15 protein-coding genes are annotated in these 13,902 nt (G+C 62.6%); 5 read left to right on the top strand and 10 right to left on the bottom strand.

The window, feature by feature from the left end:
* Positions 1-19: 19 nt before the first annotated feature.
* Entirely contained in the window at positions 20-985 is a 966-nt protein-coding gene (locus CLV01_RS09645) for a DNA/RNA non-specific endonuclease (RefSeq protein ID WP_099734435.1), read from the top strand.
* 384 nt (positions 986-1,369) lie between these two features.
* Here the strand turns inward: CLV01_RS09645 and CLV01_RS09640 are convergent, their stop codons facing one another.
* The 6 genes from CLV01_RS09640 to CLV01_RS09605 form a co-directional block, all read right to left on the bottom strand.
* Positions 1,370-1,975: an ATP-dependent Clp protease proteolytic subunit gene (locus tag CLV01_RS09640; RefSeq protein WP_099734436.1), complete on the bottom strand. Its 606-nt coding sequence runs from the start codon at positions 1,973-1,975 to the stop codon at positions 1,370-1,372.
* An 81-nt stretch (positions 1,976-2,056) separates the two neighbouring features.
* Positions 2,057-2,413 (bottom strand): SRPBCC family protein, encoded by a 357-nt coding sequence (locus CLV01_RS09635; RefSeq protein WP_099734437.1) that lies wholly within the window; start codon positions 2,411-2,413, stop codon positions 2,057-2,059.
* Positions 2,410-2,724: an ArsR/SmtB family transcription factor gene (locus CLV01_RS09630; RefSeq protein ID WP_099734438.1), complete on the bottom strand. Its 315-nt coding sequence runs from the start codon at positions 2,722-2,724 to the stop codon at positions 2,410-2,412. Before CLV01_RS09630 ends, CLV01_RS09635 begins: the two co-directional genes overlap by 4 nt.
* 25 nt (positions 2,725-2,749) lie before the next feature.
* On the bottom strand, positions 2,750-3,151 hold the full coding sequence (locus tag CLV01_RS09625; protein ID WP_099734439.1) for a hypothetical protein: 402 nt from the start codon (positions 3,149-3,151) through the stop codon (positions 2,750-2,752).
* 633 nt (positions 3,152-3,784) lie between these two features.
* Positions 3,785-4,498, bottom strand: coding sequence for a hypothetical protein (locus tag CLV01_RS09615; RefSeq protein WP_099734440.1), 714 nt, complete (start codon positions 4,496-4,498; stop codon positions 3,785-3,787).
* A gap of 900 nt (positions 4,499-5,398) precedes the next feature.
* Complete coding sequence (locus tag CLV01_RS09605; protein ID WP_099734442.1) at positions 5,399-6,346, bottom strand: LysR family transcriptional regulator; 948 nt, start codon at positions 6,344-6,346, stop codon at positions 5,399-5,401.
* A 66-nt stretch (positions 6,347-6,412) separates the two neighbouring features.
* On the opposite strand from CLV01_RS09605, the gene CLV01_RS09600 reads away from it, so the two are divergent.
* Positions 6,413-7,195, top strand: a complete 783-nt coding sequence (locus CLV01_RS09600; protein ID WP_099734443.1) for an SDR family NAD(P)-dependent oxidoreductase — start codon at positions 6,413-6,415, stop codon at positions 7,193-7,195.
* Between the two features lie 63 nt (positions 7,196-7,258).
* Here CLV01_RS09600 and CLV01_RS09595 read toward each other — a convergent pair whose 3' ends face one another.
* The gene (locus CLV01_RS09595; protein WP_099734444.1) at positions 7,259-8,296 is read right to left on the bottom strand and encodes an LLM class oxidoreductase; all 1,038 of its coding nucleotides are present in this window, start codon (positions 8,294-8,296) and stop codon (positions 7,259-7,261) included.
* A 20-nt stretch (positions 8,297-8,316) separates the two neighbouring features.
* Positions 8,317-8,940, bottom strand: coding sequence for a glutathione S-transferase family protein (locus CLV01_RS09590; protein ID WP_099734445.1), 624 nt, complete (start codon positions 8,938-8,940; stop codon positions 8,317-8,319).
* Between the two features lie 117 nt (positions 8,941-9,057).
* Here CLV01_RS09590 and CLV01_RS09585 point away from each other — a divergent pair, with 117 nt between their 5' ends.
* The 3 genes from CLV01_RS09585 to CLV01_RS09575 are packed head-to-tail and all read left to right on the top strand — an operon-like array spanning position 9,058 to position 10,905.
* Positions 9,058-9,960, top strand: a complete 903-nt coding sequence (locus tag CLV01_RS09585) for a LysR substrate-binding domain-containing protein (RefSeq protein ID WP_099734446.1) — start codon at positions 9,058-9,060, stop codon at positions 9,958-9,960.
* A gap of 29 nt (positions 9,961-9,989) precedes the next feature.
* Positions 9,990-10,457: a MerR family DNA-binding transcriptional regulator gene (locus CLV01_RS09580; protein WP_099734447.1), complete on the top strand. Its 468-nt coding sequence runs from the start codon at positions 9,990-9,992 to the stop codon at positions 10,455-10,457.
* On the top strand, positions 10,450-10,905 hold the full coding sequence (locus CLV01_RS09575; protein WP_099734448.1) for a PaaI family thioesterase: 456 nt from the start codon (positions 10,450-10,452) through the stop codon (positions 10,903-10,905). The genes CLV01_RS09580 and CLV01_RS09575 overlap by 8 nt, the downstream gene beginning before the upstream one ends.
* A gap of 106 nt (positions 10,906-11,011) precedes the next feature.
* Here the strand turns inward: CLV01_RS09575 and CLV01_RS09570 are convergent, their stop codons facing one another.
* Both CLV01_RS09570 and CLV01_RS09565 read right to left on the bottom strand, forming a co-directional pair.
* Positions 11,012-12,313, bottom strand: a complete 1,302-nt coding sequence (locus tag CLV01_RS09570) for a multidrug transporter MatE (protein ID WP_099734449.1) — start codon at positions 12,311-12,313, stop codon at positions 11,012-11,014.
* A 454-nt stretch (positions 12,314-12,767) separates the two neighbouring features.
* On the bottom strand, positions 12,768-13,883 hold the full coding sequence (locus CLV01_RS09565) for a 3-deoxy-7-phosphoheptulonate synthase (RefSeq protein ID WP_099734450.1): 1,116 nt from the start codon (positions 13,881-13,883) through the stop codon (positions 12,768-12,770).
* Positions 13,884-13,902: the final 19 nt, after the last annotated feature.

Below are 13,902 nucleotides of genomic sequence, written 5' to 3'. Positions count from 1 at the left end.
CAGCGCCTGCCGCCCCCGAATGACTGTCAAGAACAAGAAGCCTTCCGCGCGCAAGCGCAGTTCCTCCCCCGCCTCCAAGAAGAAAGCCTCCAGCCGCAGCGGACTGTGGCGCTCCATGCTCGCCGCCCTTGTGGCGGCAGCGGGCACCTTCCAGATCGCCAGTTGCAGCCTGGACCCGAACTGGCACCCCAAGCTTCCCGAGCCCCCGTTCCTGTCCACCCTGCCCATCCCCGGGCTGGAGCACCTGCGCAAGCAGCCGGAGACAGGTTCGGGCACGGCCTCCGGTGGCGGCAGCCCGCCAGCCGGCAGCATGGCCACGGGCTTTTCGCACTGCCGCGACTTCTTCCCCGGTGGCGAGCCCCCGGCCCTGCAGATCCAGCCCCAGCAGCGCGAGCTGTGCTTCAGCGCCTTTGCCGTGCTGCACAGCGGCCAGACCAAGACGCCCGTCTTCGTGGTGGAGCGCCTGAACCGCAAACTGCTGGACCAGGGCCAGGGCCTCAAGCGCAGCGACAAGTTCTATGCCGATGCCCGCCTGCCCCGCGCCGAGCGCGCCGAACTGGACGACTACCGCCGCTCCGGCTACTCGCGCGGACACATGGCGCCGGCCGGCGACATGTACTCGCCCGAGGCCATGGCCCAGAGCTTCAGCCTGGCCAACATGGTTCCGCAGGACCAGACCCACAACGGCGGCGTCTGGAGCAAGGTCGAGCAGGACACGCGCCGCTACGCCCAGCGCGCCCAGGGCGATGTCTACGTCTTCACCGGCCCGGTGTTCGACGGCCAGCCCCTGACCATCGGGCCGGGCAAGGTCCATGTGCCCAGCCACATTTTCAAGCTGGTCTATGACGCCAGCACGGGGCGTGCCTGGGCGCACTGGCAGGCCAACAGTGCGGATACGCGGATGAGTGCGCCTATCAGTTATGAGGAGTTCACTCGGAGGACGGGGATGCCGTTGTTGGCGGGGGTGATGAGGGGGCGGGGTTAGCGTTTCGCGCTGGTTGCTGGCGTGGGGTGGGGGTCCTGTTTTTGACCCTGCCGGGGGGTTGTTTTTCGAGGCCGGGTCTCGGCCCGGCGGCCGACCTACTTTCCTTTGTTTCGCCAAAGGAAAGTAGGCAAAGCAAAGGCGACCCGAATGTCCGCGACCCCTTCGCTTCGCTGCGGGGCAACCTGCGTCGTGGCGGTTGCGGGGTTCGCCGTGAAACTCACTTCGCGCTGCGCGCTACGTTCAGACATCACGGCGAGTCAGATCACGAAGCAAGCCTGTCCTTCGGCAGGCTTGCAACCCCGCAACCGCCACGCCGCAGGCGCGGACATACGGGAGTGGGGAGAAGGGGGCGCGCGGTGCGCTGCGCCCTGCTGGCGCTGCGGCTCAGGGGGTTACTGTGCGCCGGTCCAGAACCTTGTCTATCAGGCCCCATTCGCGGGCTTCTTCTGCGGTCATGAAGCGGTCGCGGTCCAGGTCGCGTTCCACCTCTTCGTAGCTGCGGCCGCAGTGCTGGGCGTACAGGCGTGTCACGCGGTCCTTGGTGCGCAGCATTTCCTCGGCATGGATGCGGATGTCCGAGGCCTGGCCCTGCACGCCGCCCAGCGGCTGGTGCACGTGCAGGCTGGCGTTGGGCAGGGCCATGCGGTGGCCGGGCTCGCCGGCCATGAGCAGGAAGGAGCCCATGGACCGCGCCGTGCCCATGCACAGCGTGTGCACGGGTGACTTGATGAACTGCATGGTGTCGTACATGGCCAAGCCGCTGGTGATCACCCCGCCGGGCGAGTTGATGTAGAGGTGAATGGCCTTGTCCGGGTTCTCCGCCTCCAGGAACAGAAGCTGCGCGCAGACCAGGGCAGAGACCGCGTCGTTGACCTCGCCGTTGAGAAAGATCACGCGGTCGCGCAGCAGGCGCGAGTAGATGTCGAAGGACCGCTCTCCGCGCGCCGACTGTTCGACAACCATGGGGACGAGCATCATCGATTCGCGCATGGGCGAACTCCTGTGTGTGGTGGTGAAAAAAAAGAAAGGGCTGCGGCCCTGCGCCGCATGCCCCGTTGCCGGGGCAGGGCTTCAGGTCGCGTACATCAGGAAGCCGCCGTCGTTGGCCGCTTCCCTGGCCGGCTGCACCCGCGCATCGGTCAGCACATGGACGATGCGCAGCAGCGTGCCGCCATCGGCGCCGGGGCTGATCTGCAGGTCCACCGTGCTTTCAAGAAAGGGCGGCTCCGCCTCGCGCAGCCGCAGGCGCAGTTCCTGCTGCGGCACCTGCTGCAAAGGCTCGGCATGCTCGGTGCCCGGCAGCCACTGCGCGCGCAGCTCGGGAATGCTCAGCGCGCGCCAGACCTTCTCGGGCGGAGCGTCCAGCGCGTACTCCTGCACCAGCTCGGGGGCCGCATCGCCGGTGTCCATATTGCTCATCTTGTTCATTGGTCCATGTCCTTGAGCAGGTCCTTGAGGGCATCCACGCGCTGCGGCCAGTAGGCGCGGTACTTCGCCAGCCAGCCCGCAATCAGCGCCAGCCCGTCGGGATCGACCTCGTAATGCATGAAGCGCCCCTGCCGCTGCTCGCTCACCAGCCCCGCGTTGCGCAGCACGGCCAGATGCTGGGACATGGCCGACTGGCTGATCTCCATCCCCTCGCGCAGCGCGCTGGCATGCATGCTGCCAGCGGCCAGCTTCTCGAAGATGGAGCGGCGCGTAGGGTCGGCCAGGGCCTTGAAGATGTCGTTCTCGGGCATGGCGATACTTTAGCAACCACTTATTTCAAACGCAAGCCCCGCACGCCAATCCCGCCGCCACGCCCTCATCCGCAAACCGCTTGGCCGCCTTGAGCAGATAGCTCACGGCATAGAGGATGGGGTCGTCGGCCTCATCCTCATTCAGATGGTCCACCACCTCGATGGCATAGCCCAGATTCACCGCCGTGTCGTGCAGCAGGCCCAGCAATTCCTTGTCCTGCGGCTCCAGCGACTGCGCCTGATCGGCCTTCACGTAGTAGATGCGCAGCAGGTCCCGGCAGACGCAGTTGATGGCCGTGATGTTGTGGCGAGCGTGCAGGTCCAGCACATCCAGCGCGGCGCCCATGTGCAGGACGGCGTCGATGGCGAGGTCGTCGAGCCGAGGCTTGGCAGAAGCAGCCGATGAAGGATCGGGATGATGAGGCATCCTGCGATGCTCGTTGAGTCGGCGAGGGGCGTCTCTACGGAATTCGTAGAACGGAAGCCGAGCCAGGATGGTTGTCTTCGGCTTGGATACGAAGATGGCGGCCACCCGTGGAAATGCCTCACCGGATTGCGCAAATCTTCGGAGTGCCAACTGCCTACCTTTACTGCGAGGACGATGATCTTGCTGAAGTGATCCTGGCGTGGAGCAAGCTTGCTCGCGGCGGTCGGGCGCAGGCGAAAAAAGCTGTGTTGGGGTTGGTGGCTGGGCGGCAGGGGTGAACGCCTAGGCAGCCGCTATGACGGGATGTCGGCAGGATTGCGCGGCAAGAGATTGCTGGCTGCGTATCAATATCGTCAGAGAGGCAGCATTCTCAGACGGCGGCAGACCACCACAAGCGGACTTTTGAGCGCTTTGTCCCACGCCGGCTGCTAAAGGCTGATCGGAGTCATTCATGGTCCAGAGCCTGAGCGGCAGCAACCGCTGCTTTGCAGACCTGACGAAAGCAGACTCAAATAGGCGCCTGCATAAACGCGCGGCGCGCGTATCCGATTTGAGAGTCGACATAGGCGAGGTCTGCTTGCTAGGTTCGTCACCCACAGCCCAACTCATCATGGTAGGCCGTGCCTGTGCTGCCTACCTCGCCGCGTGAAAGACGGTATACGTGTAGTCGGAAGAATGCTTCCCAAAATTGTTCACATTGCTGACCGTCCAGACGTAAAGGTACGGTGAGTCAACTACATGCCTTGCTGACGGATGAAGCCAAGCCGTCTTGCCGGACGGAAGTGCAAGTGAAATCGGGCCGATCGCGTTGTGCAGAAGAAGCTTCGACAGGCTTTTCCCCACTCTCGTCAGGTCGTCCTTCAGTCCGACAAGAACGAAGTAGCATTTCGCGGAATAGGCTGTCTCGCATTCGAGCAACTTCTCCAAGTCTTGCAGAATGTCACTCTCAGAGAGCCTCTCTTTGAAGAAGACAGACTTAATCTCGATGATGGCCGCGAATTCATGCGCACCAAGACGCTCGCCCGGGTAACACTCCAAGCGGCGAATCGTCAGATCCGACTTCTGGCTAGAGTTCGCAAGCTTCTTTAAGACTGGCTCATGATCGACGACTGCACCCTTTGGCAGCAGCGCAATGAGAACCTCCTCCAAAGGCTCATAGAGGCCTCGCTCTTGAATGTAGAACTCCTCCACGCTGCCGCGCTTGGCGGCCAATAGCCCAATTTTGTGCCGCAACTCCAAGATCACTTTGGGCAGGTGGAGCACTGTTTTGACACCGATGACATGCGTACTTCCAGCCGGCAGCGACGTGAAATCCGCAAGCTTGATGAGCTCGCTTACATGCGCCACTTGCTCAAGTCCTCAGCGATGTGAAAGAACCCTTCAGGAACCTCAGCCGCAAACGCCTCCGGCATCGCGTAGCTCCATGAAGGCGCGCCCGCATTCCGCACTGAGACCAACGCTAGGGAGCCTTCGTCAGCTATTCCCGCACTAGGCGGGTAGTACTCAAACCATCGACACCGCTCCAGAAGCTTCCTTCGAGCGCTCAGATAGCGAGATCGACTCACCTCCTGATCGCTCCTCGTAAGCCTCCTCAATAAGGGAAATTTCTCGATGACCTCAACTACCGACTTGCCACTCGTAAGCCTCTCTTTCAGCAAAGTATCGACTAAGCTGTCAATGATGCCCTCGAGGCCGTTCGTGACTGAAGTGCTGTGGTAATCCTTAAGTTGAGCGCACAACACAGAGACGTTAGAGTCAAATAAATTGACGCGAAGAAAACAGTGACCCGGTCGCCCGAACCCCGGGAACTGGAAGGGAAAGTAGTCCTTCGCAAAGTCCCGCATAACAACTTCATCTGACATGGCTGGCATGTGTACCTAAGTGTGTGTCGAAGTAATCATCTTATCCGCCCCCACCCAGAATCGCCCTCGAGCGGTGGAAGAAGTAACTACAGCGGGGGCAGTCGAGCCGACATCAAGCGCTTTCAGAGAAACCCTTGACTTGCTTCCGCGGACGGTAGACATGTCTGCAATGCAACGGCTACGCCCTTCGAGCGCGCGGCAAATGGCGGCTCTCGCCGCATAGCCGATACCCGAAGACTCATGACGAACGTCCGCAACGGGTCGTTTCGCGCCAGCCGCGGCCCATTCATGTTTCGTTGGGATCAACGACCAATGATGCTCCTGGCTGCTCACCGGGTCCGTCGGCCGCGCCCCCGCCTTGAAAGGTCTGGAAAGACCGGGCCTGTCATGACTGCGCGGCAGGGTTGGCCGCTTTGGCTTTTTCTGCGGGCGGCTGCAGCCCATCGGCCAGCGCCGCACCCAGCGCGTCAATGACCGCCCGCACGCCCGGCACGTTGCGGCGGTCGCGGTGATAGGCCAGGTACACCGGGCAGGACGGCAGTGGCGCGTCCACCTCCAGCCATGCCAGGCCGGGCACGGCATGGGCCATGGCGTCGGGCAGCAGGCAGATGCCCTGACCTTGCTCCGTGGCCTCCTGGCGGGCCAGGTCGGAGCCGGATCGAAAGACGAACCGGGTGGCGCCCCGGCTAGCCAGCCACAGGTTGGAGGCGTCCTGCCGGCCGGTGGCCAGGTCCTGCCCCACGAAGTCGTGGCTGGCAAAGTCCTGCACGCGCAGGTGGCGATCCGGCAGGCGCTGCTCGACATAGCCGTGCGAGGCGTACAGGCCAAACGTCAGTTGCCCCGCCCATTTCTCCACCACCACGGCCGAGCTGGAGCGCCCGACCCTGAGCGCGACGTCCACTTCGCGCCGCCCGACATCCGTGAAGCGCGACTCCACGGCCACTTCGATATGCAGCCCGGGATGCGCGCTTCTCAACTGCGAGAGCACGGCGGTCACGGGCTTCACGAAGCCCTCGCCCATGCTGACGCGGATGGTGCCGGTCAGCGCATGGGCCTTCTCATCGGGCCGGTCGTCGCGCTTGATGCCGCCCAGTCCCAGCTCGAACTGCTCGGCCAGCTCCACCAGTTCCATTGCATCGGGCTCGACCGTCGTCCCTGCGCTGCTGCGGTGTACCAGGGCGCGGCCCAGGGATTGCTCCAGCGCCTCGATGCGCCGCGCGACGGTGGAGGTGGACAGGCCCAGGGCAGCGCCTGCGGCAAGCAGGCTTTGGTGGCGGTGAAGCGCCAGGAGCACGCGCAGGTCATCCCAGGTGGTGGGCGATTGGTTTTTCATGAATGCAAATCAGCTTACCAGCGCTGCCCATTCCCAGCCGGGCACCCCGTCGCAATACTCGAGTGCATGAAAACCCCTTTTGATTTCTCCCAGAAAACCGTCCTGGTGACCGGCGCCTCCATGGGCATCGGCGAAGTATTCGCCAGGGAGCTTGCCCGCCGTGGCGCCAAAGTCGTGCTGATCGCGCGCAGCCGCGACAGGCTCGAAAAGCTCGCCCACGAATTGCCCGGCGCCGAATTCCTGGTCGAGGACCTGGCGACACCCGGGGCGGCCCGGCGGGTCTTCGAGGCCGTCAGCGCCAGGGGCCTGCTGCCGGATCTGCTGGTGAACAACGCGGGCTTCGGCTCCCATGGCAGGTTTGATGAACTGGCGCTGGCCATGCAGCGGGAGGCCATCGACCTGAATGTGGGTGCCCTGGTGGAGCTGACGCACCTGTTGCTCCCCTCACTGGAGCAGCGCCAGGGCGGCGTCATCAACATCGCCTCCACGGCAGCGTTTCAGCCGGTCCCGTACATGGCGGTCTACGCCGCGACCAAGGCCTTTGTCCTTTCGTTCAGCGAAGCGCTCTGGGCCGAGTACCGGCCGCGCGGCGTGCGCGTGCTGGCGTTGTGCCCGGGCGCTACCGACACGGCGTTCTTCGCCCGTGCCGGCGAGGCCGCATCCTTCGGGAAAAAAGCGTCCAGCGAAGACGTGGTTCGCCTGGGGCTGAAAGCCTTCGACGACAACCGCGCCTCGGTGGTGCACGGTTGCGCCAACTACCTGACGGCCCTGGGCGGGCGCATTGTCACGCGCGAGTTCATGGCCCGGTTCACGGCGCGCGTGATGAGGCCTGCAGCGCAGCCGGCTTGAATGCCCCCGGTCTCAGGGATGCAAGCTCGCCGCGGCCCGGCCATTCCTGGCCAGGGCCTGCGTTCACCAGTCAGCCGCCACTGCCGGCAGCCCTTCGTGAGAGGGAAAGTGAGGCAGCACCTCCTGGGCCAGTTCCTCCAGCACCTCGGCGGGCGGGCGCTGTGACCACTGGATGCCCAGCGCCGCGTGGTTCACTCCCGCCGCCTGCCAGTGTTCGAGCAATGCCACCAGTCCCTTGCGCCCGGTGCGCAGGACATAGCCCCCATGCAACGGGGTTGGGGGATGGCCGGGGTCATCGACCAGGTCGATCCACTCGTTCGTCATGTGCGGGCGGAACGCGCCTCCAGGGATCAGGTCACGCCAGGCGCGGATTTTTTCCGCCAGGTGCTGGGGCCCCCGGGGGGTATGGGTGGCACCGGGGTAGGTCAGCCAGCCATCTGCATGCTCGGCAATCCACGCCAGCGACTGGCCTGACGATCCCGTCACCATCAGCGGAATGCTCCCCGCAACGGGCTGGGGGAGAAACTCGGCTCCTTCCAGGCGTCCCAGCGGGGAATCGATGTCCAGGTGCCCGGGCTGCATGAGCTGGCGCATATAGGCCACAGCCTGGGAAAAGCGCTGTGCCCGGGCCGCGTGTTCCAGTCCGTAGGCGGGAAACTCCATCGGCCTGTCGCCAGAGGCCAAGCCCATCACCAGCCGGCCGCCGGAGAGCTGGTCAATGCTTGTGGCGGCCTTGGCCAGGTCGATCGGATGGCGCAGGGAGACGATGGCGCTGCCGGTGGCCAAGGCGATCTTGCGGGTACGGGCAGCCAGGAAGGACAGGTAGGTGAAGGGGTCGAACACCTGCCCAGCGTCCCCGAACGAGGGATCGAACAAGGGGACATCGCGCACCCACACGGCGGCAAAGCCATGCTGGTCGATGCGGTTGACCAGATCGGCCTGCCCGCGCAGCACCGACATGTCGCCCTTGTAGCTGCGCAGCGGCAGGAAGATGCCCACGGTCAGCCGGTCTGGTGCAAACATGCGCCGGTAGCCAGGGTGTGCGTAGAACGAGGCATAGGAAGCCCCACCCGTGCGCGGGGAGAGAGGAGTTGCGTTCATTGTCTGGACCTGACTCGTGTTCATGCGCCGGTTGCCGGTGCCGGCAGCGTGATGCCCTTGCGCACCGCAGGCCGCGCCGCGACCCGCTCATGCCATGCGCTCAGATGGCGGTGCCGGCTGAAGTCGAAGTGGATGATTCGCGCGATGTGCATCCAGCCGAAATGGGCAATGTCTGCAATGGAGTAGCAGTCGCCAGCCAAGTAGGAACGGCCCTCCAGCGCGTGGTCCAGCACCGTGAACGCCTCCTCCGTCAGGCGCCGGTAGCGTTCGATGGCCGCAGGGACAAGGCTGTCCGCGAACAGCTCGAAGTGCACGCGCTGGCCCAGCAGCGGCCCGACACTGGACGCATGGAATTGCAGCCATTTGATCGCCTCCCAGCGGGCCTGCAGGCCCTCTGGCAGCAGCTGCCCGCTCCTGTCGGCCAGGTACAGAAGAATGGCCGCTGACTCAAACAACACCACACCCGTCTCGCTGTCCGTGAGCACGGGAATGCGGCCATGGGGATTCAACGCCAGAAAGGCCGGCTGCCGGTGCTCGCCTTCATCGATGCGCACATGGTGCAGTTGGTAAGGCAGCGAAAGCTCTTCAAGCGCAATGGTCGCCTTGAAGCCATTGGGGGAGCTGTCTGAATAGAGATGGAGCATTTGAATTTTAGATAAACTTAATTCATAGAATCGCTGGAAAGACTTATTCTCAACAGATATACGTCTAATTTGAAGCGATGATTTCTGCTCCATGAATTTAGTAAATCTAAAAACAAGATGACCTACCCATTGCAGGCGCTGCGCACTTTCGTGGAAGTGGGGCAGCGCAAAAGCGTCAAGGCCGCGGCACAGGCCCTGCACGTCACGCCCGGCGCCGTCAGCCAGCAGATCCGCGTGCTGGAAGACCGCCTGGGAGTGGTGTTGCTGGAGCGTGAGCGCCTTGGCATGCGGCTGACCGAGGCAGGCGCCAGCGTGTTCCCCAGGCTGCGCGAAGCGTTTCTTCAAATCGACCAGGCCATGCACGACCTGGAAAGCACCAAGGCAAGACGGAGCCTGACCGTCAGCACGGTCGCCACGTTCGCGGCATCGTGGCTGGTGCCCCGGCTGGGGCGTTTCAAGCAATTGCACCCGGACATCGAAATCCGCGTGGAGGCCACGTCGGAACTGGTGGACCTGCGGCGCGACCGGGTGGACGTGGCCTTGCGCCATGGGCTGGGAGACTATCCGGGGCTGGAGGTTCTCCCCCTCATGGCGCCGGTTCTGACGCCCGTCGCCTCGCCGGGATTCCTGAAGGTGCACGGGGCCGTGATCCATGAGGCAGGCGATTGCCTGGGCTACCCTCTGCTGCATGACGGCGACCGCGCAGACTGGCCGCTCTGGCTGAAAGCGCATGGCGTGGCGGACGACCTGCGTGCCGAGCGCGGCAGTGCCTTTGACGATGACTTCCTGCTGATCCGTGCGGCAGAGGCTGGCCAGGGCCTGGCGCTGGTGCCGCAGGCCTATGCCCAGGAAGAAATCGCGGCGGGCCGGCTCATCCAGGTGCTGGACAAGCCATGGCCCGCAAGGTTTGCCTACTACGCGGTGACGCGGCCCGGGGCGGCCGACCGCCCCGAAGTGCGCGCGTTCCTGGAATGGATTCGCGAAGAGGCGGGAAAAAACCTGTCCCCTCCCCAACCCTAGCCCAGCACGAGCCTTGCTAGCCTTGGCACATGCTGATCTCCGAACTCGCCCAGCTCACGGGCGTCTCCATCCACGCGCTGCGGCACTACGAGCGCGCGGGCCTGCTCAAGCCCCGGCGCCTGCCCAATGGCTACCGCGACTATCCGCGCTCGGCCCGGCGCGAGGTGGTGTTCATCGCCATGTCCCGCGCGCTGGGGTTCGGGCTGCCGCGCATTGCGGAGAACCTGCGCGCCTGGCGTGCGGGGCGCATAGGTCCCGGTGACCTGGCCGATGCCGTGCAGCAGCGCGTGCAGGAGATAGACGAACAGATCGCTGCGCTGCAGGCCCAGCGCGCCCAGGCCCTGGACCATGTGCAGTGGCTGCGCGCCCGCCAGGCCGAGCGGGACTTGGCGCAGACGGCACCGGCCCCAGCCAGCATCCCCGACAAACCCGCCGCGCCCTGGCCGCGCGTGCGCCGCGCCGCTTCACCCACCACGAAGGAGACAAGCCATGACTGAGCCGACCACCCACCCCACCCCATCCACCCAGGCGCTGCAGAACGCTGTGCTGGCCATGCCCATGGCGCGCACCCTGGGCCTGCGCTTTGTGCGGGCCGAGCCCGGCGCCACCGAGCTGGAGATGCCCATTGCCGATGCCCTGTGCTTTCAGCCGGGCCAGTTGCAGGCCACGGCGATTTTTGCGCTGGGCGACTTTGCGGCGGTGTCGGCCGCAGGCTCTGTGCTACCGCCAGGCTGGGCCAATGCCACGGTGGACGGCAGCGTGAAGCTCTTCGCCCCCGCACGCGGCACCCACCTGCGGGCGCGCGGCCGCGTGGTGGATGCCGGCCGCGTGCTCAGCATCTGCGCAGCCGACCTGTACGCGGTGGCCGAGGATGGTCATGAAACGCATTGCGCGACCTGGCTGGGGACGGCGCGCAATCTGGAGCCGAGGCCGGCGCGGGTCTAAGGGCGCTTCCGCCGCCTCCCCACCTCGTATGTCAGCGCCTGCGTCGTGGCGGTTGCGGGGCTGCGAGGTTGTCGAAGGGCAGACGACCTCGCCAAGGCCACCACGGCTACAAGCTTTCCTTCAAGCCAATCTTCTCTTCAGATAGAAACTCTCGCCTATTGTGAATAAGCAATACCAACATCACACAGGACACGAGAGAAGAAAACGAGAAAATATAGTTGATCATGGAATAACTGGAGCCATGAAATCCCAACGACATCGGGGCAAAAAACACCAATGCGTAAACAATCCAAAAAATGATTCTTGACGACCAATAAAGACCTAGCCCACCAGAAATTGCTGCCGCATAGAAGAACACCACATCCGTAGTTCCTTTGCACACCAAGGAAAGGAATCCCTCACCGACAATTTGAGAACCATTCGCTTCTGATGTTTCATAGAACAGCATGAATACAGACAATGCAACAACTGGAACAATGGCACAAAAAATCATCAATGACGATGAATCTTTGATGAACTGAAATTGCACTGCCCATTTCCCACGATTTTTGGATATCTCCATTGCCAGAAGAGCACAGACTCCCATGGCAGGCAGTTCTGCCAGCAGCAATATGGCAGAAGCTTGAGATTGAATTGCAGAATACATTGCACCCAGCCCTGCAACAGACATTGACAATATATAAAGCAGATATTTCCCAAAGAACGCATTGGCATAGCCAGGGATCAAGACGGAAAATATTCTTCTGCCAGGCAATCCACGAAAATTGAATGAAAAACTGAATTGACAGTATTTCTGCATCAAAGCATATGCGGCAACGGAAAAAATGATGTCACTGAACAGATAGGCCAGAGCGACCGAATCATCACTCATCCACTCATTCTTCCCAAGCAGCGCCAGCACAACAATGACGCAGGCTGCATGGAAAAAAACCTGCCACATTCTGAATTTTGCAACGATGGCAGTATGTGATCTTGACTCAAGAACGCAGCCGCATACATTGATGATTCCGAAGAATGGAATACACAGAATTATCAATCTTGCCTGGAATATGGCTCCATCCAACAGTTCCTCTGGCAAACCGGATATCAGGGTTTTCGAGATAATAGGAAGCCAATACACCAGAATAAAACAAAACCCGGTGTACAGAAATAACAGCCAAAACAGCAAACTGATGAGCGAGTCCGATTGCTCCTTCTCTTTGCTGGCAACCATTTCCGGAAAAAAGATGGAACCAATACTCGCGGGCAACACAAAGAAAAGTGATGCAAAGGAAAGGGCTATGCTGAATTGGGCAACGAGAGTCGAGCTATAGAAACTAATGGCAAAAATGGTGACCATGGAGGCAAGCGGTGGGGCAGATCGCCCAACTGCAAGATCAAATACCCGCTTTGCATCGCCAGGCCTCATACCTACCCCTCCTCCGCAGAATCAAAACCCATGATATATGACTCGAATTCTTTGAAATGAAGATCCTGCTCTTCTTTGATAGAGCCATTCATTTCCCTTGTCCTTCGCCCCTCTCATCCCGGAATATGGACCACCATAACAATGGCGGCCAAATATATTGGTGCAATCCTCGAAATACATCTGGATGCAGCAATAGAAGAATCTTTTAATACGATATGAATAAATCAATCATTCATTGCAAAAATGCATGATGCAATCGGACTGATCTGAAAGTCTTGATGCACAGCCTGTGCTGCACCAGCGCCTGAATTGAATTCGCAGTCTGCCAACCCTGCTTTTACATCAGCGGCTCAAATGCATGCCACTGCGCTGTGGCGATTGCATTGCAGTCCTGCCGAAGGACAGGACTGCCCCATTGCCTGACGCGGGTCCAAAACAGACCCGGCCAGTCAACTCACCCCCGCAGCTTCGCCCGCCGCGCCTTCACCGCCACAGCCAGCTGCTCCAGCACAGGCACGGTCTGCTCCAGGCTGATGCAGGCATCGGTCACGGACACGCCATGCGCCAGCGGCTGGCCGTCCACGATGTCCTGCCGCCCTTCCTGCAGGTGGCTTTCGATCATCAGCCCCGTGATGCGGGCATCGCCACCGGCGATCTGCTGGGCCACGTCGGCCGCCACGTCGATCTGGCGACGGTGCTGCTTGCTGCTGTTGGCGTGGGAGACATCGATCATGACCTGCGGGCGCAGGCCTGCGCCTTCCAGCAGGGCGCAGGCGGCCTGCACATGCTCGGCGCCATAGTTGGGCTGCTTGCCGCCGCGCAGGATGACGTGGCAGTCGCCATTGCCGCGGGTCTCGAAGATGGCGGACTGGCCCATCTTGGTCATGCCCATGAAGGCGTGGGGCGCGCTGGCGGCCTGGATGGCGTCGCTGGCCACCTTGACGCCGCCGTCAGTGCCGTTCTTGAAGCCCACGGGGCAGGACAGGCCGCTGGCCAGCTGGCGGTGGCTCTGGCTTTCCGTGGTGCGCGCGCCGATGGCGCCCCAACTGACCAGGTCGCTGATGAATTGCGGCGACAGCAGGTCCAGGAATTCCGTGCCCACGGGCAGGCCCAGGGCCAGCACGTCCAGCAGCAGGGCGCGGGCCATTTCCAGGCCTTCGTTGATGGCGAAGCTGCCGTCCAGGTGCGGGTCGTTGATGTAGCCCTTCCAGCCCACGGTGGTGCGGGGCTTCTCGAAGTAGACGCGCATGACCACGAGCAGCTCGCCGGCCAGGGCGTCGGCCTGGGCCTTGAGCTGGCGCGCATAGTCCATGGCCTGGTCGTGGTCGTGGATGGAGCAAGGTCCGACGACGACGATGAGCCGGTCGTCCCGGCCCTGCAGCACGTCCGAGATGGCGGCGCGGCTGGTTTCCACCAGTTGCTGCGCGGCTTCGGGCGCGGGCAGCCATTCCTGCAGCAGGGCCGGGGTGATCAGGGGGCGCACGGCTTTGATGCGCAGGTCGTCGATGCGGGTGGTGTCGTGCGTGCTCAGGGGCACGGCACTGCGTTGTACGTGGGTGGGGGTGGTCATGGCGCTATTGTCGCGCCTT

This window comes from Delftia sp. 60, from assembly GCF_002754395.1.
Lineage (GTDB): Bacteria > Pseudomonadota > Gammaproteobacteria > Burkholderiales > Burkholderiaceae_C > Comamonas > Comamonas acidovorans.
This window is presented reverse-complemented; position numbering and strand designations above follow the sequence as displayed.

Coding starts and splice junctions, on each gene's coding strand:
- CLV01_RS09625 (WP_099734439.1), bottom strand. CDS start 3,151: ATGCCTCATCATCCCGATCCTTCATCGGCTGCTTCTGCCAAGCCTCGG.
- CLV01_RS09640 (WP_099734436.1), bottom strand. CDS start 1,975: ATGCGCGAATCGATGATGCTCGTCCCCATGGTTGTCGAACAGTCGGCG.
- CLV01_RS09635 (WP_099734437.1), bottom strand. CDS start 2,413: ATGAACAAGATGAGCAATATGGACACCGGCGATGCGGCCCCCGAGCTG.
- CLV01_RS09605 (WP_099734442.1), bottom strand. CDS start 6,346: ATGAAAAACCAATCGCCCACCACCTGGGATGACCTGCGCGTGCTCCTG.
- CLV01_RS09590 (WP_099734445.1), bottom strand. CDS start 8,940: ATGCTCCATCTCTATTCAGACAGCTCCCCCAATGGCTTCAAGGCGACC.
- CLV01_RS09630 (WP_099734438.1), bottom strand. CDS start 2,724: ATGCCCGAGAACGACATCTTCAAGGCCCTGGCCGACCCTACGCGCCGC.
- CLV01_RS09565 (WP_099734450.1), bottom strand. CDS start 13,883: ATGACCACCCCCACCCACGTACAACGCAGTGCCGTGCCCCTGAGCACG.
- CLV01_RS09580 (WP_099734447.1), top strand. CDS start 9,990: ATGCTGATCTCCGAACTCGCCCAGCTCACGGGCGTCTCCATCCACGCG.
- CLV01_RS09600 (WP_099734443.1), top strand. CDS start 6,413: ATGAAAACCCCTTTTGATTTCTCCCAGAAAACCGTCCTGGTGACCGGC.
- CLV01_RS09570 (WP_099734449.1), bottom strand. CDS start 12,313: ATGAGGCCTGGCGATGCAAAGCGGGTATTTGATCTTGCAGTTGGGCGA.
- CLV01_RS09595 (WP_099734444.1), bottom strand. CDS start 8,296: ATGAACGCAACTCCTCTCTCCCCGCGCACGGGTGGGGCTTCCTATGCC.
- CLV01_RS09645 (WP_099734435.1), top strand. CDS start 20: ATGACTGTCAAGAACAAGAAGCCTTCCGCGCGCAAGCGCAGTTCCTCC.
- CLV01_RS09575 (WP_099734448.1), top strand. CDS start 10,450: ATGACTGAGCCGACCACCCACCCCACCCCATCCACCCAGGCGCTGCAG.
- CLV01_RS09585 (WP_099734446.1), top strand. CDS start 9,058: ATGACCTACCCATTGCAGGCGCTGCGCACTTTCGTGGAAGTGGGGCAG.